The following is a 24,161-nucleotide window of genomic DNA, read 5'->3' on the forward strand; positions in this document are numbered from 1 at the left end:
AGGGGTAGCCTAATATGGTCGCATCGCATTTGTTGTCGCGCCGTTCACGGATCAGGGGAACGGTGATCGCGCTGCCGCTGACGGCGCTGATCCTTTCGGGGTGCGGCACCGCGGCCAAGAACGACACCTATGACCTGCCCGCTGCCGTCGACGGCAGTGGACCCGCGGCCAAATCCCGCCAGATCCTGATCGCCAGCCCGACGGCGCTAAGGTCGCTCGACAGCGAGCAGATCGTCATCCGTGTTTCGCCTTCGGAAATCCAGTATCTCTCAAAGGCGCAGTGGGGCGACAAGCTGCCGCGCATAGTGCAGTCGAAGCTGGTGGAAGCCTTCGAGAACTCGGGCAAGCTCGGCGGCGTCGGCATGCCGGGGCAGGGGCTGGCGATCGACTACCAGATCGTCACCGATATCCGCGCCTTCGAGATCGACGCTTCGCACGGCAACCAGGCGGTGGTCGAAATTTCCGCCAAGATCCTCAATGATCGCAACGGCTCGGTGCGCGCCCAGAAGGTGTTCCGCGCCATGGCGCCGGCCGGCGGCGACAATGACGGCTTCGTCAAAGGCCTCGACCGCGCCTTCTCCAACGTCGCCTCCGAGATCGTCAGCTGGACGCTGCGCTCAATTTGAATTTGAATTTCGATGCCGCCCCGTGAATATCGGGGGTTGTCGATTGTGAAAAATATTTGATCCCTGGCATAGGGGTCGTCATCGTATTCAATTTCTTCACGAATTTATGGAACGCATCATGTAGTCCCTTTCAGGAGGAATGCTGCATGGTGGTTGCGCGAGTATTCGGGAAATCGTCATCGGAGGCGATCCAGCGCGAAAATGATCGCCTGGCTGCGCTGCAACAGCTCGATCTGCTCGACACGCCGAGAGACGAGGGCTTCGAGCGGATCGTACGCCTGATAAAGGAGGTCTTTTCCATCGACATCGGCATCGTGTCGCTGATCGATGCGCATCGGCAATGGTACAAGGCTTGCTCCGGCCTCGCGGGCGACGAGGTGTCGCGCGAAGATACGTTCTGCCGCTATGTCGTGGACTGTGAAAGGCCTGTTGTCGTGCAGGACGCTACCAGGGACTCGCGGTTTTCACAGCATCCTGCGGTGACGGGCGAGGACAGTATTCGTTTTTATGCCGGTGTGCCGTTGAGAACAAAAGCCGGGCACATGATCGGAACGGTATGCGCAATCGACCGCAGGCCAAGATCGTTCGGCAACAGAGATCTCGGCATTCTCGAGGAACTGGCGGGCGCGGCGATGGACCGCATCGAGCTCATGCAGTCGGCCGCGATCGACAGCCTCACCGAGGCGATGACACGGCGTGCCTTCAAGCAGGAGGCCGATCAGCTCATTTCGCTCGCTCTGCGGCACAAGCACGACCTCTCATGCATCGTCTTCGATATCGACCATTTCAAGAAGGTGAATGATACCCATGGACATGCCGCCGGAGACGAGGTCCTCAAGGCGGTGGCGTCGACCTGCAAGACGACCCTTCGAGCCGGCGATCTGTTCGGCCGCCTTGGCGGCGAGGAATTTGCCGTCATCCTGCCGCATGTCGATCGGGAAGGTGCTGCCGCGGTCGCGGAGAAACTCAGAGCCGCCGTCGCCTCCGAGATCATTCGTGGCGATCATGGCGCTCTGACCGTCACAGCCAGTTTTGGAACGTCGGCACTCTCGATCGTCAGCAAGGAGATCGAGACCTTGCTGGCTCAGGCGGATGCGGCAATGTATCAGGCCAAGCATGGCGGACGGAATCGTTGCGTGTCGTGGAGTTCCATCCACGCCGATCACGCCATTGGGGCTCGACGGCGGGTGCTGAAGGCAGGTTCGATCCTGTTCAACGATCGGCGTTCGACCATCGACTGCACCGTCAAAACCATAGGCTCGGAGAGCGCCGGCATTTCAGTCTCCAATACATCAGGCATTCCTTCTGAATTTGTCCTGGCCATCAAAGGCGAAGGATTCGAAACGAATTGCAAGGTGATCGCGCAAGACCGGCAGCATCTGGAAGTCGCGTTCAGATAACCCGTTAGAGCGCCGTGCGTCTTTTGGGACGCACAAAGGACGCTCTAACTCTTTGAGTCTACGCATCGTGCTTTCCGAAAATCGCTTCCGATTTTCGGAAAGCACGATGCGCTAGCAAAATCCTGCCGGCAAGTCTCCGCTCATCGGGCCTATTTCGTCGGTTGCGAATCCGTCATCGTCGCGCCCGGCTGCGTGCCTGGCGTCGTGGAAGCTGTGGTGCTTGATGACGGCGACAGGGTGCTGTCCAGCAAGCTTGCCATTTTGTCGTCGCGTATGCTCGCAGTCTTTTCGCCCATGACGACGCCGACCACGCGGCGGCCATCCTTCAGCGCCGAGGTCACGACATTGTAGCCCGATGCATCGGTGTAGCCGGTCTTGATGCCGTCGACGCCGTCATAGCGATACATGAGGTTGTTGTGGCCGCGCAGCTTCATGCCGCGGAACTGGAAGCCGCGCATGGAGAAGAGCTTGAACTCTTCGGGGAAGTCCCGCATCAGCGAAACGCCGAGTGTCGCCATGTCCCGCGCCGTGGTGACCTGCTCCGGATCGGGAAGGCCCGACGGATTCTTGAAGACCGTATCCTTCATACCGAGTTGGCGTGCCTTGTCGGTCATCGCCTTGGCGAAAACCTGTTCGGAGCCGCCAAGCTGTTCAGCGATCGCCACAGCCGCATCATTGGCGGAGAGCACGACAATTCCTTCGACCGCTTCGCGCAGCGTCACCTTGCGGCCGGCGCCGACAGCGAGCTTGAAGGGCTCCTTGCTCTCGGCATTTTCCGACATGGTGAGCTTCTGGTCCCAGTTGAGGCGTCCGTCATGCAGGGCTTCGAAGGCCAGATAGAGCGTCATCATCTTGGTCAGCGACGCCGGATAGTTCAGATCGTCCTGGTTGGAACCTTCGAGGACCTGGCCGGACTGCACATCCACGACGAAGCTTGCCTGGCCTGCCTGAACCTGAGTGAAAGCGCCCATCAGGAAAAAGGAAGAGAGCGCGGTGGCAAGGAGCCTGGATGTCGTTTTGGTCATCAATGTTGCTGTCTCTGTCGTTTGGATGGTGGAGTGAGCCGTTTGTTTGAATGTGAGCGGATCAGAAAAGTTTGTGACGGAATGAAGGACAGGGGGCAATAAAAAAGGATCATCCACAGCTGATTCCTTTTGTTTCACCATGTCAGGCTTTGGCCTTGCCGACGTCGAGCGGCTTCGGCCTGCAGCGAGGAATGAAGCGTCGGATCTCGCACAATCCTTGCGGCCACGCTCATTTCGATCTAAGGCGCTGGAAGACAGCATTACGCTGCGTGAGGTGGGATTTCTATGATGCGCTCGGCAATGGTTTTGGTCGTTGCTCATCTTCTCTGCTCTTTCCAGCCTTGCGTCATCCGGACGCGTTGCGTTGGTGATTGGCAACTCGGCCTATAGCCAGGTCGAAAAGATTCGGAATCCCGGAAATGACGCGACTGCTATCGGCGCAGCGCTTCGGCGAATGGGTTTCGAGGTGACGGTCGTTCATGATGCGACAAAGGTTGAATTCGATTCCGCTCTGTCGACGTTTTCCGATGTTGCGGCCGGGGCAGATATTGCCGTGGTATTCTACGCCGGACACGGAATGGAGCTTAACGGCTCCAACTATCTCATTCCGACGGATGCCACTTTAAGCACAGAAGCGCAGGCGACCCCTGAAACCGTGATGTTGGACAATGTTCTGGATGCTGTTCGCAGCGTCAAAGGTCTTCGCATCGTCCTTCTCGACGTATACCGCAAGAATCCCTTTGTGCTGAATATGAAGCCAAACGGAGCCAGCCGTTCCATCGGACGAGGGCTTGCGGGGATCGAACCAACGCCGAATTTGCTCGTCAGCTATTCGGCGGAGGCGGGCGCCACTGCAAATGGCGTCGATTCCGATCACAGCCCCTATACCGAGGGCCTGCTGAAGTTCCTGGAGATGCCCGGGCTTGAGGTGAATTTTCTTTTCAGACGCGTCTCTGCCTATGTCCGAAATAAAACCGATGGCCAGCAGACACCGTTCGAATATTCCAGCTTGCCCGAGGAACCTGTCTATCTCAGCCCATCCTCCGCCACCAATTTGCCGGCTACCAAAGCTCAAATGGTTCTCTATGAGGAGAGAGTTGGAATGCCGGAGCCGACGGCATTGGCTGGCTCGGTGACTTGGTCAATCGATATGCGGACCGACGCCAAGGGCCACTCCGATCCAGTCGTGCGGGGCCACATGGAAATTCCGCAGCGTAACCTGACGGCTGTACTGACGCTGGAACGAAACACGGATCTATCGATCGCTGCGAGCCATCTCTTCGAACTATCGTTTCAGATCGCGGCAGGATTTGAAGGAGGCGGAATTAATAGTTGGACGAGCATGTCGATGAAGACCACGGAAGGCGCTCGCGGCGACATGTTGATAGCCGTGGCCGGCAAGGTCACTGACACTCTCTATATGCTGGCGCTCAATGGTTTGCCTGATGCTCGCGCCAAAAACATCGAATTGCTTGGTAAACGCCGATGGATTGATTTGCCGATCTTTTATCAGAACGGCACACGAGCGCTGCTGACGCTTGAAAAGGGCGAGGATGGTGAGCGTGTGTTCAATCAGGCAATTCAGGCTTGGGCGTCAGATGATCTGGCCCGGACTGATGGCAGCAATGCTCAATAGAAAGATCGCGGCATCAATTGCCTCTCCTCCGCACCTACTTCAGCTACATTGGCGGGGCAAGAACGGTAATACTCCAGTGATGCGCCTCGGCCGTGCAAAGGGTGTGATCCGCTTCGAGAACATCCTCTATTCGAGGGACCGCCCCCGGGTATGTCGCAAATGTCACAGTCTAACCGGAGCCGCTTGATGGTCCCGGTTTTCGTGCTGCCTGAAAAACTTTATGAGAAGGCGATGTCGGCGGCGGGGCGGATTTCTACTGTCGCCTTGCCTGCGTCGAAACCGTCAAGCGTTTCATTGTGATGGGCGATGATCTCGGAGAAGGTGAGGGTTGCCGTATCGCCGGTCATGTGGCCATCGGCGACCAGCGTCACGTCATATCCGAGCGAGACGGCCCGCCTGACTGTCGTATCGACGCAGAATTGCGACATGCAGCCGCCGACGATGAGGTGGGTGATTGCGCGTTCGTCTAGGCGTTCGGCAAGATCGGTTTCGAAGAAGGAGTCGGCGCTTTTCTTGCGGACGACGATCTCGCCTTGTCCCGGCGCGATCTCCTCGCGCAGCGCCCAGCCTGGCGTGCCGACAGCCAATCGATGGCCGTCGCCGCCGTCATGCTGAACGAGCACGATCGGCACGCCCGCCTGCCTGGCTTTTTCCTGTAGCGCTGCCAACCGTGCGACGGTCTCGTCGAGCGCGGCATCGATACGAGGCTGCCGCTCCGGCGAGGCTTTTCCTGAGAGAATAGCATTCTGCACGTCGATGATCAGAAAGGCCTTGGTCATTTCGGGAGCGGTTTCCGTGGCTGGGTGGCGGGCTTCGGTTGTTGCTTTCACATGTCCGCAGAGAGGTCTGGTCACGCCCGCATTATAGAACGAAAGCCGCCTGACATGTGTTCAGGCGGCTTTCCAATCGAAGGTATCCGTCAGTCGGTCAGGCTCAGCCGAGCCTGCCTGCGGCATGAGCGAGCATGGTGTAGACCTTGCCCGTATCCGAGGTGAGGTAGGACTGCGTCACCGTGCGGTTCGGGTCGGTGCGGGCGACGTCGGCGAGAAGCTTTTCGAAATCACCGATGTAGCGGTCGACGGCGGTGCGGAACTCCGGTTCGCGGTCGTATTTGCGCTTGATCTCGTCGAAGGTCTGCTGGCCCTTCAGCGTGTAGAGGCGGCGGGTGAAGACGTCGCGCTCGCCGCGCTGATAACGGCGCCAGAGATCGACCGAAGCGTCGTGATCGATGGCGCGGGCGATATCGACCGAGAGCGAGTTCAGCGATTCGACGACGTGGCGCGGATTGCGGCTGTCATTGTTGCGCGCCGCCGGTGCGGCAGTTTCCGCCGGGCGGGCGGGAACACGGGCGGCCGCGGCCTCGTCGGCGGCGTCCTCACGCGATGCGCCACGCAGCAGATCGCTAATCCAGCCGCCGCTTTCCGGACGAGCCGGCTCTTGGCGACCTGTTTCCGGGCGACCTGTTTCCTGGCGCCCTGTTTCCTGTCGATTGGGGGCAGGCTGCGGCGCGGCGCGCTGGGGGGCGGCAGCCGGCGCAGACGGTGCGATCGTTCCGCGCAGACCTGTCGCTTCGATCGGCGGCGGCGCTGCCGGCTGCGGCTGCTGGGCTGCGACCGGCTGGGCGGGACGCGGGGCCGGCTGCACCTGGACGAGCGTGCGGGCGACGGGCTCGGAGATCTCGAGCTGCTGGCTGGAGCGGCCGACGAGCTGGGAGATATCCTGCAGCGCCTTGATCTGCTCGGCGACGGCCCGGCGCATGGCCGAGGCGCTTTCCTTGGCTTCCTCGGGAAGATCGAAGGCGCCGCGCTTCAGTTCGGCGCGGGTGGCGTCGAGCTCGCTGCGGATGTCGGCGGCGGAACGGCGGATATCCTCGGTGGCGCCGGAGAAGCGGCCGACGGCATCATCGATTGCCTCGCGCAGCGCTTCCCGCATGTGCTGGGCGGCACCGTCGGAGGCGCGGCCGGCTTCGCCGAGCATGCGTTCGACTTCCGACAGCGAGGCGGTGAGCCCGCCGCGAATGCGATTGGAGAGATCGCCGGAACGGCGCTCGACATTGGCAAAGGTGCCGTCGATCGTCGTATTGGCCTCGTCGCCGGCGCGGGTGATCGCCTCGCGCATCGTCTCTGCCGCTTCCTGGGCGCGCTTTTCGGTTTCGGTGAGAATGCGGCCGATATCGGCGAAGGAGGACTGCACGCCCTGGCGCAAATTGCCGGTAACCTGGCTGGAGCGTTGCTCTGCCCGCTCGAACACGGTCTCGATCATGCTGCCGAGGCCTTGCATGGTCTTTTCGATCTCGGCCGAGCGCGAGACGAGGCCGACCGAGAGCGTCTGCAGCGCGCTCTCACGCTCTTCGAGCGTCGAGGCGAGGTTGGACTGGGCGGCGCCGAGAAGCTGCGAAGCCTGGGTCAGAACCTTGGAGTGTTCGTCGAAGCGGCCGATGATGCCGCCGACCTGTGCCAGCGTCTGGCCCGAGATGTCGGAGAGGCGGTCGACCTTGCCTTCGAGAAGCCTGGTCGAGGCGGAGACCATTTCAGCGGCCTTGGTGGCGGAGTCGGCAAAACGCGCGGTGGTATCGCCGAGACGGCCGTCGACGCTGGTCAGCTGCTCGGCGGCGCGGTTCATCATCATCGCCATCGCCGCACTGCTTTCCGACATGCGCTCGACGAGGCCGTTGACGTTGCCGACCAGACTGTTCTCGATGGCGCTGACGGCATTGGCGACATTCTCGGTGCGCGCGGCAACGGCGCTGGCGAGCGCTTCGTTTTCGGCGCGCAGGCGGTCGGCGCTGAGGTTGGCCGCGGCGGTGATGCGGGCGGCAGCCTGCTCGCCGGCATCGGTGTAGCGGTCGATGATCGGGCGGGCCGTTTCGTCGAGGATGCGGGTCAATTCGACGGAGCGGCCTGATAGCATCGAGTTGAGGTCGCGGGTGCGCTCCTCGAGCGTCGAGCGGATCGAGTTGCCGCGCGCTTCGAGCGCCCGGTCGATTTCCGAGAACGTCGTATCGATCTCGCGGGCGCGCTCCTCGAGATTGGAGCGGATGGCGCTGCTGCGGGCTTCGAGCGCCCGGTCGACATCCGCCATGGTGGTGGAAATCTCGCTGCCGGCGCCCGACAGCGTCGAGCGGATGGCATTGCCGCGTGTCTCCAGAGACTGGCCGGCATCCGACAGCACCTTGGAGATGGCATTGACTTGCGTGCCGACGATGGTCTCGGCCTCGGCGACCTTGTTGACGATGGCGTTGCCGGCTTCCGAGAATGTCTGGGCGACGGCAGCGGCCTGGCTTGCCAGCCGGTTCTGCGCTTCGGCGACGCGGGTGACGATCTGCGACGAGCGCTCATCCATGGTGCGGGTGAATTCGTCGCTTTTCGTATTGAGATCCTCGGCGAATTGCTGGCCGGTCTTGCCAAGCAGTTCGGTGGTTCTCGTCGCTTCGCCTTCCATTCCCTGGGCTGCGTCGGCAACCGCGCTGCGCAGCGTCGAGGCAAGACCGGCGGCCTTGCCTTCGATGGTGCGGTTGACAGCCTCGAGACCGACGGTCAACGCACGGTCCATGGTGGAGAGGCGTTCCTCGATGCGTTCATTGCCGCGGTCAAGAGTTTCGCCGAGGCTCGCGGTGCGGCCGTCGATGGCGCCGGTCAGGCTGGTGGTGCGGCTGTCCAGCGTCTCGGCCAGATTGGCGGTGCGGCTGTCGATCGCCTGGGTGAGGTTTGCAGCACTGCCTTCGAGCGTCGCCGAGATGCGCTGAGTGGCGTCGTCGCTGAGCGCGCCGATACGGGAGACGCCGTCGGCTAGCACGCCGGACAGCTGGCCGCTGGCCGCTTCGACCTTTTCGGCAACGCCGCCGACGCCGTCGCGGATGCGGGTCTCGATCGCCGCAAGACCGGATTCCACGCGGGATCCGGTTTCTTCAAAACGGCCCGTCAGGCTTTCGACCGACCGATCGAGATGGGCGGAGAAATTCTGAGTGGAACTCGAAATCGCGTTTGCCGCCTCCTGGAAGCGGCCGGCGATCTGGCCGGCGCCGGCATGCATGCGATCTTCCAATGTCTGGGCGCCGGCATCGATCGCCTCGCGGATCGCAGCTTCACGGTGCTCCAGCGACAATTCGAGCATGCCAACACTCGTCGCGACCGAGGTGCCGATGCTGGTCGCCTGTTCGGCCAGCGTATCGCTGATCAGCGCATGGGCCTGGTTCAGCGATAGGTCGATGGCGTTGGCGCGGTCTTCGAGCGTCGTACGGATGCGCTCATGGGCAGAGGCGAGCCCGCCCTCGATACGAGCCGCGGCCTCGTCGGCGAGGCCCCCGAGCCGTGTATGTGCATCGGTCAGACGACCTTCGATGCGGCCGGTCAAGCCGCCGACGAGATCCTCGAAGCGGTTGCCGCCGGCATCGAGAACGCCCGAGAGGGCGGCGCTATGCTCGGAAAGCGCATTTTCGAGCCGCTGCTGATTGTCGGTGTAGGCGGTGCGGATCGCATCGGTCTTGTCTGAGAAGGCGCCGGCGACTCGTGCCTCGGCACCGGAGACGGCCTCCATGATGGCGTTGCTGCGGGCTTCGAGCACACTGTCGAAGCGGCTCTGGTTATCATCGAGCGAAATGGCGAGCGCCATGGTCTTTTCGTCGAGCGTATCGGTGAGCCGATCGTGGGTTGCCGTCACGGCGCCGATGATCGCGGCGGTGCGGTGGCCCAAGGCTTCCTCGAGGCGGGCCTGGCCTTCGCCCAGCGAGGCGGCGAGGGTGGCGGCCTTCTGGTCGAGTACACCGTTCAGGCCGTCATGCGTGCCGGAGACCGCATTGGTGATCGCATCGGCGCCTGTTGTCAGCGTCTCCTCGAGACGGCTCTGGCTCTCGTTCAGCGAGATGGCAAGCGCCATCGCCCGATCGTCGAGCGTCTCGGACAGGCGGTCGTGGGTGGCGGAGACTGCATTCAGGAAGGATTCCGAGCGGCTCTCCAGCGTATCCTGTAGGCGGCTCTGGCCCTCGTTCAGGGAGGCGGCGATCGCCGTCGCCTTTTCGTCGAGCGTTTCCGAGAGACGGTCGTGCGTGCCGGACACGGCCTTGAGGAAGGCTTCGGAGCGTGCTTCCAGCGTCTCTTCGATCCGCGACTGGCTCTCATTGAGCGAGATGGCGAGTGTCATCGCCTTCTCGTCCAGCGTCTCGGACAGACGGTCATGCGTGCCGGAGACCGCATTCAGCAGGGCCGCCGAGCGGGTTTCCAGGGTGTCTTCGATCCGCGTCTGGGTTTCGTTGAGCGAAATGGCGAGGGCCATCGCCTTTTCGTCCAGCGTCTCGGAGAGGCGATCATGGGTGCCGGAGACGGCGTTCAGCAGCGCTGCGGAGCGGGTTTCGAGCGTATTCTCGATACGGGCCTGGCCTTCGCTCAGCGAGGTGGCAAAAGCTGCCGCCTTGCCGTCCAGAGTCTCCGAGAGGCGATCATGGGTGCCGGAGACGGCGTTCAGCAGGGCGGCGGAACGGGTTTCGAGCGTCTCCTCGATACGGGCATGGCTCTCGTTCAAGGACATGGCGAGCGCCATCGCCTTTTCGTCGAGCGTCTCGGCAAGACGGTCGCGCGTGCCGGATACAGTGTTCAGCAGTGCCTCGGCGCGCGTTCCAAGTGCATCCTCGATGCGGGCATGGCGCTCGTCGAGCGAGGTCGTAAGGGCCGCCGCCTTGCTGTCCAGCGTTTCCGACAGGCGATCATGCGTGCCAGACACAGCGTTGAGGAAGGCCTCGGAGCGCGTCTCGAGCGTATCTTCGATGCGGGCCTGGTTTTCGCTGAGCGAAATGGCGAGCGCCATCGCCTTCTCGTCGAGCGTCTCGGAGAGACGATCATGGGTGCCGGAGACGGCGTTCAACAGAGCTTCGGAGCGGGTCTCGAGCGTGTCCTCGATGCGGGCCTGGCTCTCGTTCAGAGAGATGGCAAGCGCCATCGCCTTTTCGTCGAGCGTCTCGGCAAGACGGTCATGGGTACCCGAGACGGCATTGATGATGGCGTCGGAGCGGGTCGTCAGCGCTTCCTCGAAGCGGCCGTGATGAGTGGTCAGCGCCTGGAGCAGTGCGCCGCCGCGCTCTGCCATGACGCTGTCGATACGGCCATGGGCCGTGCCGAGCGCCTCGCTGATTTCGGTCGCACGGGCGGTAAGCACGCCGCTCAGTTCCTCGGCGCGACCGCCGAAGGCAGCGGTCACCTGCTCGGTGCCAGCGGCAACGGCAGTCGTCAGATCGGTGGTGGTGGTGCGCAGCGTGTCGCGGAATTCGGCCGAGCGTGTCTGAAGGTTGTTCTGCAGCTCGGAGGTGCCAGTCGCAAGCGTCAGCGCAATTTCCGAAGTGGCGCTCTGCAGCGCCGAGGTCAGTTCGCCGGTGCGGCTGGTGAGTGCCGCGGTGATTTCGTCCGCCCGATTGCCGAGCGTGCTTTCCAACACTTCGTGGCCGGTGGCGAGCGCGGTGGCGAGCGCCAGCGACTGGTCTGATATCGACGAACCGAGCCGGTCGATGCCGGAATTCAGAATGCCGTCGATCGAATCCGAGCCGCCGGTCAGCGTTTCGTTGATACGGGCGAGGCTCTCCATCAGCTTGGTGTCGAGCGAGCCGGTGCGTTTGTCGAAGGCGCTGGTGAATTCGGAGACGCGTTCGTCGAAGGCGGTCGACAGCTGGGCGACGGTCGTCTGCAGCCGCTCCTCAAAGAAGCCGGAGCGCACGTCGAGATCCATGACGGCGTCGTCGGCGGTGGTCTGCAGGCTCTGGCGGAAGCTTGCGCCCTTTTCGTCGAGCGCGCTGTTCAGCTTCGACAGCACGTCGTCGAGCGTGCCGCCGATCGTGCGTTCGCCTGACGTCAGGCTCTCATTGATCTCGCGGGTGCGGGCGATCAGGATCTCGTTGAGCTGGTGCGTACGCTCATTCAGCGCCGCATTCAGCTTTTCGGTGCTGCTGTCCATGGTCGAGGCGCGCGTCTCGAACTGGCTGAGCAGCCTTTCGCCATGGTCGTTGAGATTGACGGAGAGGGCTTCGAGGCGGTTGTCGAATTCGGTGGCCAGCGCAAAACCCGATGCGTTCAGGGTCTGCAGCAGGGTATCGGTCTTGGCTGCGAGCAGGCTGCCCATCGACTGCAGGGCGCTGTCCGATTTTTCCAGGATCGTCGCGGCGCGTGTATCGATCAGCGAGGCGAAGGCTTCGCCCGATGTGGCAAGCCGCACCGCGATCTCTTCGGTCGCAAGCGACAGCTCTTCCTTCAACTGGTCGTGGACGCTGCCGATCGAGGTGCGGATACGGTCGGCATGGTTGACGATCGCCTCGCGCTCGGAGCCGAGTTCGTGGACGAGACCGCGAACGCGCAACTCGTTGTCGGCATAAGAACGTTCAAGCGCATTGACTTCGGAATGGACGAGCGTTTCCAGCTCCGAGGCACGCGCGATGGTGCGCTCGATGCCTTCATTCATGGCCGAGACCTCACGGCGCACGGCCTGGCCGACGGTCATGATACGCTCGGAGGCGATGGTTTCCGGCTCTGCCAGGCGCAATGCCACCTCTGCCATGGAGCGGGCGGCGTTGCGCATGTCCTGGGCGCGGGAGATCATGATGGCGAAGGCATAGAACATCATCACAGGAATGATGATGCCGACGAGGCCGGCAATGACGCCGGGCAGGGCGACGAGATCGGCGAGCGAACGGATCTGCCAGATCTGCGGAGCATAAAGCAGCGACATCAGGCCGAGGCCGGCCATGACCCAAAGCACGGAAAACAGGGTGGCGGTGCGCACCGCCGAGCGGCTGGAGGCGCCGTCAAAGGATTTCAGGATCGAGGCGGGCGTATTGCGGCTGGCATCGTTGGCGGGCGCGAACGCCGGACCCCTGGAAGCCTGCTCGCCGGCGGCACCGCGGCGGCTGCGGCGCTGCGCTTCTTCCTGGGCCTGCTGGTTACGCGCATTTACTGGATCAGACACATTAGCCTCCGGGGCCTGGGGCGCGTCGCCGCGGCGAGACGGTACGTTATCCTTGCTGAAGTCGATCTGGAGCGCCTCGTCCAATGCCTTGAACGCCTTGTCCTCAATCGACTCGTTATATCTGTTGTTCGCCATTCGGTTATGCCTCGTTACTGTCAGCCAGTCCGACAGCGCTTCCTGGGCTTCCGCCTCACCCGGGAACAACTTTGCCGTTCCAGCCTTCCATCCCAACGAAGGACGGATAAGCATGTCATTTCAGAGTAGATAGCCGCTTTTTCAAACGGAAGGTATCAAAACACTACCATTATCCACTCGCTCGGCAAAGGCGCGTACCATAAACCCGCTCCACCAGTATCGTAGTGACACATCTGGGCTCTTCACACAATTAATGAAGGCTTGAGATTCACGGCACGTTAACCTGTTGTTAACACCTTTGAATCCCAGGCGCGGCTTAAAAGCCAATAGTTTAGGGATATTAACGGATGTTAACCATATGGCGAGATTTCCGCCCTGACTGTGCCGGAATTTAACGTGATGGCCACCCTCCTGTCGCAGAACTGTTGCAACTGCGGACGACAGAGACGGGAGAATTGGCAATGGCAGCCCAGATGGCAGCATTGAACATCGTATTCGAGGCGCCGGATAATGCAAAGGGACCGTGTCCCTCAAAGGTCCGGCCGATCGATCTCGTCCATCTCGCAAAGCAGACGATGGGCGACAAGACGCTGGAACTCGAAGTCCTTCAGATGTTCGCGCGCCAAGCCCGTGCATGCCTGCAGGATATTGCCAGCGGCGAAACCATCCGTATCGGCGCAGCCGCGCATCGGCTGAAGGGCGCGGCAAGCTCGGTCGGCGCGTTCCGCGTGTCGCAGACAGCGGAAGCCGTCGAGGAAAACGGTGGTGATGCCGGCGCGACGGCAGCGCTCGGTGCCGCCGTCATCGACGCCGAGAATTTCATCCTGAAGCTCTGCCGCGGCTGATCTCCAAGTTTTATTCGGTAGATGTCGTTGTGCCAAAACCGCTGCGTACTTTTGGGCGACGTGCATAAGATACCGTTCGATCGAGGCCCGTTGTTCCATTGCGGAACCGCGGGTCTTTTTGCGACGTCTCTTATGACGCTTTGAAGACGGCGGGCGAAGGGCCGATCTGCGAGGCTGTCGCGGATTTCCCAATGTTGACTGATGCGTCGAATTGTCGGAAGAAAATCCGCCCACCCACCTGAAGACCGGAAATAGTCCTGATGCCAAAACTTACCATCGTCGCCTTCGACGGCACGCGCTTCGACCTCGACGTCGACCAAGGCTCCACCGTGATGGAGAATGCCGTGCGCAATTCGGTGCCCGGCATTGAGGCCGAATGCGGCGGCGCCTGCGCCTGCGCGACCTGTCATGTCTATGTCGACGAGGAGTGGACGGAGAAGGTCGGCCAGCCGGAAGCGATGGAAGAGGACATGCTCGACTTTGCCTTCGATGTGCGCCCGACCTCGCGACTGTCCTGTCAGATCCGGATGAAGGCTGTCTATGACGGGCTCGTGGTGCACGTGCCGGAACGCCAAGCCTGAAGCACGCTGCGCTTCAAACGTCGCCGAAAAATTCGATACCAAAAAAAGACGCCTCGCGCGCTAGAGCGAGCGAGGCGAGGCGGGCGCATTACCTACGGATGAGGGAGGAACATCCGCGGCTTCGGAACGCGCCAGGAGAACCCAGCGATGAAAGTGCAGATGCCGTACCTGAACTTTCGAATGTGTTCATATTAACGCGTTCCGGTTGAGTCTGCCAGGATGAAAAATGACCAGTGAATCGCTGGGGAGGGTGCAAGTTTCGCACAAGTTTCGTTATGCAGCTAAGGGTTTCCGCTCGCAATCAGACTGAAAAAGCCTTATTTTGCGCCGTCTCGACCATTGATTCGATTGTTCAGCAACCTCAGCATGCGCTTCTGGAAATTGACCGCCTCGACCCGGTCGAATCGCGCCTGCTGCCGGTCGTGCTCCTCTATACCGCGAGCTGATTCGCCGGAGACGAGTTCCTGCATGGCTTCGCAGCTGCGCTGCTGCGGCAGCGCCCGGATGGCGCGCTCCATGGCGCGGGCCTGGTCGCGGGCGATCTCGGCATGGCGCTCCTCGTGGCGCTTGATATCGCTCGACAGCGCGTCCCAGATCATCGACAGCTCCTTGCTGGCGCCCTTGCGGCTGCTCCAGCGCGGCAGGATGATCTGGGTGTGGACCGTGACCTTGACGTTGCCGACGCGGCAGCGCCCGTTATTCTGAATATAGGTTGCCTCGCCGCCGAAGCGGATCTTGGTAGCGCCGGGATGGCGTGCCGAGGAACCGCTCGCCGTCGGGCCGCGCCGGCTGAGTTCACGGTCGAGTTCATCCGCGGTTTTGCCGCTGATGCTGAAATAGGAATAGCTTTTCGATGCGATCACTTCTGCTGCCACCGGGCTGCAGACGGAAAGAGCAATGGAAAAGGCAATAGGAACGACCATATAACGCACTGCAAGCGGCATTCTGAACGCAACCCGTGTTGAAATCGACAGGAGCTTGGGGCATAGCCACCGCAAGCGCAATATCGGATGGCGCTTTTTTCGTCATCAATGGGATAAGTCTGGTGACAGGGCTCGAAGGCAGTATATGGCGTGTCGGCCATGGCCGGGAGATCGAACTCGGCCGTCGTTCGGTGATCATGGCGATCATCAACGTGACGCCGGACTCCTTTTCCGACGGCGGACGTTTTGAGACCGTCGATGCGGCGGTCGAACAGGCGCTGCGGGCCGTCAGCGAGGGTGCCGGCATTATCGATATCGGCGGCGAATCGACCCGGCCGAACGCTGCAGCCGTCAGCCCTTCCGAGGAGCAGGCGCGCGTGCTGCCCGTTATCCAGGCACTGCGCGGCCGCACCCAGGCGCTGATTTCGATCGACACCTATCGCGCCGAGACGGCGCGGCTTGCCATCAGTGCCGGCGCCCATATCGTCAACGACGTCTTCGGGCTGCAGAAGGAGCCCGATATCGCCGATATCGCCGCGGCGACCGGAGCCGGGCTCTGCATCATGCATACCGGCCGCGACAGGGCGAAGCTTCCCGACGTCATTGCCGACCAGGTGCATTTTCTCAAACGGTCGCTGGCGATCGCTGCGGCATCAGGCGTCAACAGCGACCGTATCGTGCTCGATCCAGGCTTCGGCTTTGCCAAGGAGACGACGGAGGAGAACCTGGAACTGATGGCGCGGTTTTCCGAACTTTCCCGCTTCGGCCTGCCGTTGCTTGCCGGCACGTCGCGCAAACGCTTCCTCGGCACGGTGACGGGGCGTGAGGCGCAAGACAGGGATGCAGCGACGGCTGCGACCAGCGCGCTGCTCAGACTTCAAGGGGCTGCGGTTTTCCGCGTGCACAATGTCGCAATCAACAGGGATGCGCTCGATATCGCCGATGCTATGCTCAATGCACGCCAGGAATTCGAGAGGAAGCGGCCGACATGACCACCTACACGATCACGCTGCAAAACTGCGCCTTCTTCGCGCGCCACGGCGTGCATGACGAGGAGGAATTCCTCGGCCAGCGCTTCTTCGTCGATGCCGAGCTCGATGTCGTCGCCGGCGAGGCGCTGGAAAGCGATTCGATCAACGACACCGTCAATTACGGCATCGCCTTCACCGTGATCGAGCAGATCGTCACCGGCAAGCGGCGCTACTTGATCGAGTCCCTGGCGCTCGATATCGCCAAGGGGCTCTGCGAGACATTCCCGCAGATCCGGCGGGCGAAGATCACGGTGCGCAAGCCGAATGCGCCGGTGCCTGGCGTTCTCGATTTCGTGCAGGTGAGCGTTGAACACCTTGCCTGAGGCCGCACTGCAATCCGCTACACTCGGTCTCGGCGGCAATATCGGCGACCCTGTGAAGGCGATGGCTGCGGCACTGCAGAAGCTGGACGGACGGGACGACTGCCGGGTTACGGCGGTCTCGCGGCTCTATCGCACGCCGCCCTGGGGCAAGACCGACCAATCGTTCTTCTTCAATGCCTGCGCTGCCGTCGAGACCAGGCTGGAGCCTGAGGCTTTGCTCGATGTCTGCCTGTCGATCGAACGGGAGATGAAACGCGAGCGCATCGAGCGCTGGGGGCCGCGCACGCTCGATATCGACGTGCTGACTTATGGCGACGTGATCCAGGACGCGCCGCGGCTGGAACTGCCGCACCCGCGGATGACCGATCGCGGTTTCGTGCTGATGCCGCTTGCCGATATTGCGCCGGGTCTTCTGGTCAGGGGCAGGGCGGTCAGTGACTGGCTTGATGATGCCGAGGTAACCGGCATCGAGATTGCCGACGACAGCCACGACTGGTGGCGGAGCGCCTGAAGCACGGAACCTAAAACGGAAAACGGCGGGAAACCCGCCGCTTCAGGAAAATCCGCTGTGCGGTTTGTCTATTGGATAGAACCGACGGCCATCTCGTCGACCTGGCGGGTCAGTGTCAGGCCGATCACCGGGATCATCTGGCTTTCGACCTTGACCGAAACGGTGACGTTCATTGTCTTGTCGTCGCGCACGCGGGCGATCATCGCGCCGTTCAGCTTGGCGCGGTTGATGCCGACGACGACGGTATCCTCGCTGACGGCGCCGGAGACGACGTCAAGGCCCTTGCCGGCGGCGCCGTCGAGGAATTTGCCCTTGTAGCTCGAACCCGACTGCGAGATGACGGCGGTCATCGGCTGTTTGAAGACGCCGACGCGGCAGGTGCCGTCGAGCTTGATGCCGGCGCTGCTGTCGCCGGTGGGCTCACCGATCAGGTTGCAGGTGAATTTCGTGCCCTTGTATTTGCCGGCGACGATTTCGCCGGGGCCCTTCCAGGAGCCGGCGACGGAATCGAAGAAGGCCTTGTCACGGGTTGCAGCGGTGGCTGCCGGTGCGACATCTGCGACGGGAGACAATGCCGCGGCGGCCAAGCCGCATACGATGAGAAACTTGCGCGAATACATGGATTTTCCTTGGCAAACACCACTCACGAACTGGCTGCAAGTTTTGCCGAAGAATGGTTAATCCTTCCTTTCGATTGTGCCGAAATGCAAGGCAACGCAGAGTTTTCGCGCGGCGTCGATTTTAGAAAATCGTCACTAAAGCATTGAATCTGCTGTAATTCCTTCGGCGTTACGCAAGGGGAGGCGAAAACTGCGGATTCGCTGCTTCGTTCAAGGATTGTTGCCGCGCGGCGACATGGAGGGGGTGAGATCGCCGATGAAATCACCGATTCCCGGCCGCTTCAGGGCGTGGAAGGCAAGCGGGCGGCAGAGATCCATCGCCGCGATTCCAATGCGGGCGGTCATCAGGCCGTTGATAACACCTTCGCCCAGACGGGCCGAGAGCTTCGAGGCCAGCCCATGGCCGAGCACCTGCTGGACCAAGCTGTCGCCGACGGCGATCGAGCCGGTGACGGCCAGATGCGCCAGCACGTCACGCAGCAGGCGGAACATGCCGAGCGTGCCGGGACGGCCGCCGTAAAGCTCGGCCATGGCGCGGATGAGGCGCACCGCCTCATAGAGCACATAGAGCAGGTCGACGACGGCGCGTGGGCTGACGGCGGTGACGATCGAGACGCGCTTCGAGGCGTTGACGATGAGCGCCCGGGCCTTGCGATCGAGGGGAGCGAGCAATTCGCGTTCGGCGAGCGCAATCAGATGTGGGGGATCGATGACCTCGCCTTCGGTCGCCTTCAGCGTCGCGCGACCCTTCGATGTCTCAGGATTTGCCGACAGCAGCGTGGTCAGCTGGGCGACGACGGCGCGCGCCTTGCCCGGCCGAGTCTCGAGTATCGCCGCCTCGGCTTCGGCCTTGATCTTCTGGACGGCGGCAAGGCGCATCAAGCCGATGGTTTCGCGGATGACGAGGGCAAGCACGGCAAGGATACCGACCGCCAGCACGGCAAGGGCGGCATAGCCCAGCCAGTCGGCGCGGGTGAAGAGATCGCGGATCAGGCTATCGGTCCAGAGGCCAATGGCCAGAGATAGCAGGATGCCGAAGGCGCCGGCGGCGATCTTGCCGAAGGAGGTCCGCCGCTTGCGCGGCGCTGCAATAGGGATCGCGCTCAGATCCTTGTCGGGATTGAGGAAGGGATCGTCCTCATCAGGCGTCACGACGATATGCTCGGAGAAGCTTTCCGGCTTGCGCCGCTCACCTCCTTGCCGGCCGTTGTCTCGCCGCTCGGTGGCTTCGTCCTCATAAATGAAGGCGGCGGGCGCGCGGCGCGGCGGATCGGACGGGGGCTTGCTCATGCGAGACGGTCTCCGAACAGGAACTGCATGGCGCGGTCGAGGCGGATATGCGGTACTGACAGCTTGATGCCGCCGCCGGTTTCTTCGAGATGCGGCGGGCGGAACCTGACGACATTGACATCGGGCAGCTGCAGGCCGGTCTCGCCCGAGGCGATGCGGTCGAACAGGCTTTCCGGATCCTCCGGCAGGTCACCGGGGAAGATCGCGGTCTTTCTCTCACCGTCGAAACGCTCGCCGGCGATGGTTTCGCCCTCCATCGGCGTGCCGACGATGACCGGCAGTTCATGGCCGTCGCGCTTGACCGTCGCCTCGCGGGTGGCGCGCACGGATGCAAGCGCCATGACGTCGATGCCGGCGCCGGCCATGCCGATGCGGTCGATGGCGCGATCCACCAGGCGCCGGGTCAGCGCATCAAGCCGGTCGTGGCTTTCATGATGGAGATGATCGGCCTTGGTGGCGGCGACCAGCACGCGGTCGATGCGGCGCCCGAGCAGGGAGGAGAGCAGCGAATTGGTGCCGGGGCGGAAACAGGCGAGCACATCGGTCAGCGCGCGTTCCAGATCCTGCACGGCTTCAGGGCCGCGGTTCATCGCCTGCAGCGCATCGACCAGGACGATCTGGCGGTCGAGGCGGGCGAAATGCTCGCGGAAGAAAGGTTTGACGACGACCGATTTGTAAGCCTCGTAGCGCCGCTCCATCATCGTCCAGAGCGAGCCGCGGCCGGGACGCCCGTCCGGCGGCAGAGCCAGCGGCGCGAAGGTCAATGCCGGCGAGCCGTCGAGATCGCCGGGCAGTAGCAGACGGCCAGGCGGCAGGGTGGAAAGCGAGCGTTCGTCGGCTTTGCAGGCTTTGAGATAATCGGCAAAAGCGGTGGCGAGGTCGCGGGCGACCATCTCGTCGGCGCCGACATGGATATCGGCGGCGCGCGTCAGCGCCAGCCATTGGCGCGACAGCTCGGAGCGGACGCCGGATTCGGCAAGCGCGATCGTCTCCTCGCTGAACGTGCGATAATCCTTGCCGAGCAGCGGCAGGTCGAGCAGCCATTCGCCGGGATAATCGACGATATCGATCGACAAGCGGCCGGGCGAAAACAACCGGTTCCAGCCGCTGGCGCTCTGATAATCCAGCGTGATGCGCAGTTCTGATATGGCGCGGGTCGAATCCGGCCAGATACGGTCTTTCACCAGCGCGCGGATATGGTCCTCGTACTGAAAGCGCGGCACGGCATCATCCGGCTGCGGCTCCAGCCGCACCGCCGAGACGCGGCCGGATTGGACCGGCTCGAACAGCGGCAGGCGGCCGCCATGCAGCAGATTGTGAACCAGCGAGGAGATGAAGACCGTCTTGCCGGAGCGGGAGAGGCCGGTAACGCCGAGCCGCACGGTCGGATTGACGAGGCCGCTCGCCCGGTCGGCGAGATTGTCGAAGGCGATGCGGGCGTCATCGGCAAAGGATGTCAGTCGTGGCGGCAAGGCGCAATTCCGGTTGGTGACTGACGGCAATATAGGAAGGGCGCGCCGCTCGCAAAAGAAGCGGCGTTAGAGCATTTCCGTTTTTCTTCGAATCACGGAAATGCTCTACTTCCTTGTTTTTTCGCAATTCCCGGCAAAAGCGCTTCGCGCTTTGCCTGGCAAAACCGCGGCACACCTTTGCTGGAATTGCTTTAGTCTTCAGACGACCACAAAATCGGTGAGGCGCCAGACGGCGGCGGAAGCGTCGTAATCAACAACGGCAAGGCCTGCCGTCGGGAAGCCGCCGGGAAGGGCGCTTACCATCGCCTCATGACCGATCAGCGCCTCCAGCGCCTGCTCCATGGTCGGATTGTGGCCGACCAGCATGACGGCCGCCTCATCCTGCGCATCGACGATCTCGAGATAGGTATCGACCGTGGCGTTGTAGAGCGCATCGACATAACGTACGTCGAGCGTGACGCCCATCGCCCGGTGAACGGCGCCGGCGGTATCGCGGCAGCGCAGCGCCGTCGAACTGATCAGAAGATCGGGATGGTAGCCCTTGTCGGCGGCCTTATCGGCGATGATCTCGGCATCACCAAAGCCCTTTTCGTTCAGCGGTCGGTCGAAATCGCGCTGTCCGGGTTCGGCCCAGGCGGCCTCGGCATGACGCAGGAGATAGATGCGGTTGGGCGGAGGCAGCGGTACGGTCATGGGCAAATCCAGGATCGGGCGGGTCTTTTCAGTAGCGGTTGCGATTGGTCGCCGTCAATCGCCAGCCAGGCCGCAACTGCCTAAAACGTGGCTGACAACACGGCGTTTTGAAGGCGAAGCAAAAAACGGCGGCCGGAATAACCATGACAAAATAGATCGTTAGCCGAAAATTGTAACAGATTTAAAAATCTGTTTACCTGTCGTATTTGGCTTGAATCGCGACTAGCGCTTGGGATATACACCCGGCCAGATGAGATGTTCTTCAGGAGAATCGCGTTGAGTGAGAAGATCGATCTTAGCAATTACGTTCCCTCGGAAGAGGAAGAGTTCATGAACGTAAACCAGCGCGCCTATTTCAGGGCCAAGCTGGTTGCATGGAGAAATGATATCCTTAGAGAAGCGCGTGAGACACTCGACCATCTGGCCGAGGAAAGCGCAAACCATCCCGACCTCGCCGACCGGGCGTCGTCGGAAACAGATCGGGCGATCGAACTTCGCGCCCGTGATCGGCAGAGAAAGCTGATTTCGAAGATCGACGCGGCAATGCAGCGCATCGACGACGGCACCTACGGCTATTGCGAGGAAACCGGCGAACCGATCGGCCTCAAGCGTCTCGACGCCCGCCCGATCGCGACATTGTCGATCGAAGCGCAGGAGCGTCACGAACGCCGCGAAAAGGTCTATCGCGACGAATGAGAGTTTTCATGCAGGCATGAGAGCAGAACAGGCGCCGCGATCCGATCGCGGCGCCTTTTACAATTACGGTGAGCTTCCGGTCGCCACAGACCTCCACCATTGCTCCCGGCCGGTCTCGGCGGCGAGGTCGACTGCAACCCTGGTGCCGTTCTTGATCCGCCGCCGCAAAATGTCGGCTCGATTCGAATCCGTCCGCAGCATGCCACCATCGTGAAGAGCCTGTAGCCGAGTGCGTGAAACTTGCAACTCGGACGCCAGCAGGCGGTCGAGGCGCGTGCTTGATGGAAAGGGGACCATCAGTTCGATTTCCAGTCTCGTCCAATTGGCAATGTCCTGCTGCATCTCTTTTGCGATTTCAAATTCGGCAAACTCGTCGACACGCTGCGACTTGCGCCTGAGAGCCTCGAGGTTGAACGATTCTGCCCGGATCCAATCCGGATCGTTGGACTGCAACGCCTCGAGGACTGCCGGATCGACGTCGCGAACATTCCGACGCTCGAAGATCGGACGGTTCCACGTCTTTTCGCAGGTCGAGCATTTGTAGATAAGCCAGGCATCGAGCTTGCGGCCATTGGCGTTGAGCCGGATCTTGTCGCTGCATTGGAAAGCTCTGAGGCCCCCGCAGCCGCTGCATACAATCCAGGGCTGGGGCGCTGTTTTCGGCAGAATGGTCCATCGGACCCGAAGGGTATTGCACATATCGTGTTGGTCTTCCGTTCGGAAGTCCACCAGGATGGTGCGTGAGAAAGCCCTTGCGGGCGCGGTGTGGCGATGTTCCGGGCGGCGGAAGAGCTGAGACAGCGGAGCTGCACATGGCACATGCAACAATGCCAAACCGGTCTCTCGCCACCACCCGATGAACATGTTCATACGCCGTCAGCGTGTCGCTGTCCGGCAGTACGGGTGAAACTGGAGTGAGACCGGTATTTACTTAGGCAAAGTATGACCTCGATGCGCCAACGCTCTTCAACCGGAGCGATAACAAATTATCAGCACAAGATGGAGTCCCCTGGCGCATCAGGAACTGAAAGTCGCCGCATTGCGGCTTTTATGCAACTTGGTGATGAAGGAAGGTCGGACGTGCGTTCCGCTCACTTGTCCCGCCCGGTCACTTGTCGCGTCCAGTCACTTGTCGCGGTTGACACTCATCTCGCCGAAGATGCGGGCGACTTCCTTTTGCAGATCGGTATCGGCGCCGGTGATCGGGGCCATTTCCGGATCGCGGCGCGGCAGGTTTCCGGGTTGCGGCGCTCCGGGCCGGGGCGCCTGGTTTGCCGGCGCCGGCACGATGCGTTCGGCCGTCAGATTGTTCGACATTTCCTGTTCCAGCACCCGCTGGAAATCAAGACGGCTCGCTGCTGCCGACTGCGCAGCCGAATCGTCTTCGGCGCTACCTGGTGCGGCGCGTGCGGCCGCCGGCATGTCCTTGACAGGCGGGGCGGAGACCTCGGGTTCGATGCGCTGCTGCGGCAGCACGCGCTGGCGGGCGGCATCGAGGATCTCGGCGGCACTTGAGGCATCGTGGAACGGTGCGGACTGCGCGGCCGGGGGAGCGGCGGGACGCTCCAGCGGACGCGGCTGGGGCGGGACGGCACGCAGAGGATTGTCGCGTTCGGCCGACAGCGGAGCTGTCACCGGCTCTGCTGGAAGAGGGCTCGTGACCACTGGCGGTGCAACGGCCGGCGGGGCCGGCGGTTCTGGGCGCGGGCGCGGCTCTGGCGAAACCGGCGCAGAGAAAGTGGGCTCGGCGGCCGGCTCGACACGGGCTGCGACCGGCGGGCGCGGTGGCGAGACCGGCGGTGTTTCCGGCCGCGCGACGGATGCCGGACGCTGATCGACGGATATCGGACGCTGCTCTACGGGCTGCGGGCGGTTGGCGCTGTCCGGCTGCTCGGCCGTTGCGGGCAGGATGCGGCTTTCGATGACGATATCGCTCGGGCCGCCGATCATGATCAAGTGCTCGACGTCGTCGCGGCGCACCAGCACCAGCCGCCGACGAGCATCGACGGCTGCGGCATCCAGCACTTGCAGACGTGGTTGGCGGTTGCGGCCGCCGCGCACGAAGGGCGAGGGCGCCCGGCTGCGGATCACCCAGAGCACGAGGATGAGCAGGAGAAGCGCCAGGCCGACGCCACCGGCCGCAAGCAGGAAATGGCTGCCATAAGCTCCGACAACATCATCCAACATAGTCACTCACTCCATTTCGCATTCGGCACATATTGACGACTTTTCCGTTCCTTAGGCAAGGGCCGCCGGTGCTGTCCAGTCACGGGAGAACGCGATTTCGTGTTCCGCTGCTTGGCAGCCGGCGACCTTGCGCACGGGTGGCAGCGTTGGCTTCTGGGGCAGATGGCGCTGTTGCCTGTGAATTCAAGCAGTCTTGCCGGCTAGCGGTGTTTTTGCCGACGCGGCA

The 24,161-nt window shown here is 62.2% G+C and carries 20 protein-coding genes; 10 read left to right on the forward strand and 10 right to left on the reverse strand.

Features of this window, described 5'->3' with window-relative positions:
* Positions 1–14 precede the first annotated feature (14 nt).
* Entirely contained in the window at positions 15–626 is a 612-nt protein-coding gene (locus G9X67_RS11365) for an ABC-type transport auxiliary lipoprotein family protein (RefSeq protein ID WP_138329281.1), read from the forward strand.
* Positions 627–772: 146 nt separating this feature from the next.
* Entirely contained in the window at positions 773–2,026 is a 1,254-nt protein-coding gene (locus G9X67_RS11370) for a sensor domain-containing diguanylate cyclase (RefSeq protein WP_138329282.1), read from the forward strand.
* Positions 2,027–2,175: 149 nt separating this feature from the next.
* Here G9X67_RS11370 and G9X67_RS11375 read toward each other — a convergent pair whose 3' ends face one another.
* Positions 2,176–3,051 (reverse strand): D-alanyl-D-alanine carboxypeptidase family protein, encoded by an 876-nt coding sequence (locus tag G9X67_RS11375; RefSeq protein WP_138329283.1) that lies wholly within the window; start codon positions 3,049–3,051, stop codon positions 2,176–2,178.
* A 367-nt stretch (positions 3,052–3,418) separates the two neighbouring features.
* Here G9X67_RS11375 and G9X67_RS11380 point away from each other — a divergent pair, with 367 nt between their 5' ends.
* Entirely contained in the window at positions 3,419–4,687 is a 1,269-nt protein-coding gene (locus tag G9X67_RS11380) for a caspase family protein (protein ID WP_348649119.1), read from the forward strand.
* Between the two features lie 218 nt (positions 4,688–4,905).
* Here the strand turns inward: G9X67_RS11380 and G9X67_RS11385 are convergent, their stop codons facing one another.
* Together G9X67_RS11385 and G9X67_RS11390 are read right to left on the reverse strand one after the other, a co-directional pair.
* Positions 4,906–5,466, reverse strand: a complete 561-nt coding sequence (locus G9X67_RS11385) for a cysteine hydrolase family protein (RefSeq protein ID WP_138329285.1) — start codon at positions 5,464–5,466, stop codon at positions 4,906–4,908.
* Between the two features lie 154 nt (positions 5,467–5,620).
* A complete protein-coding gene (locus tag G9X67_RS11390; RefSeq protein WP_171598711.1) occupies positions 5,621–12,763 on the reverse strand; it encodes a hypothetical protein in 7,143 nt (2,380 codons plus the stop codon).
* A 461-nt stretch (positions 12,764–13,224) separates the two neighbouring features.
* Here G9X67_RS11390 and G9X67_RS11395 point away from each other — a divergent pair, with 461 nt between their 5' ends.
* Both G9X67_RS11395 and G9X67_RS11400 read left to right on the forward strand, forming a co-directional pair.
* Positions 13,225–13,608 carry an Hpt domain-containing protein gene (locus G9X67_RS11395; protein WP_003540152.1) on the forward strand — a complete coding sequence of 128 codons (384 nt, stop codon included), beginning with the start codon at positions 13,225–13,227 and terminating at the stop codon, positions 13,606–13,608.
* A gap of 260 nt (positions 13,609–13,868) precedes the next feature.
* Positions 13,869–14,189, forward strand: coding sequence for a 2Fe-2S iron-sulfur cluster-binding protein (locus G9X67_RS11400; protein WP_003540151.1), 321 nt, complete (start codon positions 13,869–13,871; stop codon positions 14,187–14,189).
* Between the two features lie 317 nt (positions 14,190–14,506).
* On the opposite strand, the gene G9X67_RS11405 is transcribed toward G9X67_RS11400, so the two are convergent.
* Complete coding sequence (locus G9X67_RS11405) at positions 14,507–15,133, reverse strand: DUF922 domain-containing protein (RefSeq protein ID WP_171598712.1); 627 nt, start codon at positions 15,131–15,133, stop codon at positions 14,507–14,509.
* 101 nt (positions 15,134–15,234) lie between these two features.
* Here G9X67_RS11405 and folP point away from each other — a divergent pair, with 101 nt between their 5' ends.
* The 3 genes from folP to folK are packed head-to-tail and all read left to right on the forward strand — an operon-like array spanning position 15,235 to position 16,977.
* A complete protein-coding gene (gene folP, locus G9X67_RS11410; protein WP_138329288.1) occupies positions 15,235–16,104 on the forward strand; it encodes a dihydropteroate synthase in 870 nt (289 codons plus the stop codon).
* Positions 16,101–16,466 carry a dihydroneopterin aldolase gene (gene folB, locus G9X67_RS11415; RefSeq protein WP_138329289.1) on the forward strand — a complete coding sequence of 122 codons (366 nt, stop codon included), beginning with the start codon at positions 16,101–16,103 and terminating at the stop codon, positions 16,464–16,466. Before folP ends, folB begins: the two co-directional genes overlap by 4 nt.
* Positions 16,459–16,977, forward strand: coding sequence for a 2-amino-4-hydroxy-6-hydroxymethyldihydropteridine diphosphokinase (folK, locus tag G9X67_RS11420; protein ID WP_138330035.1), 519 nt, complete (start codon positions 16,459–16,461; stop codon positions 16,975–16,977). The genes folB and folK overlap by 8 nt, the downstream gene beginning before the upstream one ends.
* A gap of 68 nt (positions 16,978–17,045) precedes the next feature.
* On the opposite strand, the gene G9X67_RS11425 is transcribed toward folK, so the two are convergent.
* Positions 17,046–17,597 (reverse strand): hypothetical protein, encoded by a 552-nt coding sequence (locus tag G9X67_RS11425; RefSeq protein WP_003540146.1) that lies wholly within the window; start codon positions 17,595–17,597, stop codon positions 17,046–17,048.
* A 9-nt stretch (positions 17,598–17,606) separates the two neighbouring features.
* Here G9X67_RS11425 and G9X67_RS34715 point away from each other — a divergent pair, with 9 nt between their 5' ends.
* Entirely contained in the window at positions 17,607–17,744 is a 138-nt protein-coding gene (locus tag G9X67_RS34715) for a hypothetical protein (RefSeq protein WP_173862945.1), read from the forward strand.
* Between the two features lie 63 nt (positions 17,745–17,807).
* On the opposite strand, the gene G9X67_RS11430 is transcribed toward G9X67_RS34715, so the two are convergent.
* The 3 genes from G9X67_RS11430 to G9X67_RS11440 all read right to left on the reverse strand — a co-directional run bounded on the left by G9X67_RS11430 (position 17,808) and on the right by G9X67_RS11440 (position 21,052).
* Positions 17,808–18,887, reverse strand: coding sequence for a TIGR01620 family protein (locus tag G9X67_RS11430; protein WP_138329290.1), 1,080 nt, complete (start codon positions 18,885–18,887; stop codon positions 17,808–17,810).
* Complete coding sequence (locus G9X67_RS11435) at positions 18,884–20,359, reverse strand: YcjX family protein (protein WP_138329291.1); 1,476 nt, start codon at positions 20,357–20,359, stop codon at positions 18,884–18,886. The genes G9X67_RS11430 and G9X67_RS11435 overlap by 4 nt, the downstream gene beginning before the upstream one ends.
* Positions 20,360–20,557: 198 nt before the next feature.
* Positions 20,558–21,052 (reverse strand): histidine phosphatase family protein, encoded by a 495-nt coding sequence (locus G9X67_RS11440; protein WP_138329292.1) that lies wholly within the window; start codon positions 21,050–21,052, stop codon positions 20,558–20,560.
* Between the two features lie 276 nt (positions 21,053–21,328).
* On the opposite strand from G9X67_RS11440, the gene dksA reads away from it, so the two are divergent.
* On the forward strand, positions 21,329–21,748 hold the full coding sequence (gene dksA, locus G9X67_RS11445) for an RNA polymerase-binding protein DksA (protein WP_003559816.1): 420 nt from the start codon (positions 21,329–21,331) through the stop codon (positions 21,746–21,748).
* Between the two features lie 63 nt (positions 21,749–21,811).
* Here dksA and G9X67_RS11450 read toward each other — a convergent pair whose 3' ends face one another.
* On the reverse strand, positions 21,812–22,447 hold the full coding sequence (locus tag G9X67_RS11450; protein ID WP_171599041.1) for a DUF1062 domain-containing protein: 636 nt from the start codon (positions 22,445–22,447) through the stop codon (positions 21,812–21,814).
* 426 nt (positions 22,448–22,873) lie between these two features.
* Positions 22,874–23,941 (reverse strand): flagellar biosynthetic protein FliO, encoded by a 1,068-nt coding sequence (locus tag G9X67_RS11455; protein WP_138329293.1) that lies wholly within the window; start codon positions 23,939–23,941, stop codon positions 22,874–22,876.
* Positions 23,942–24,161 lie beyond the last annotated feature (220 nt).

Source organism: Rhizobium sp. WYCCWR 11152 (assembly GCF_013087615.1).
GTDB lineage: Bacteria > Pseudomonadota > Alphaproteobacteria > Rhizobiales > Rhizobiaceae > Rhizobium > Rhizobium indicum.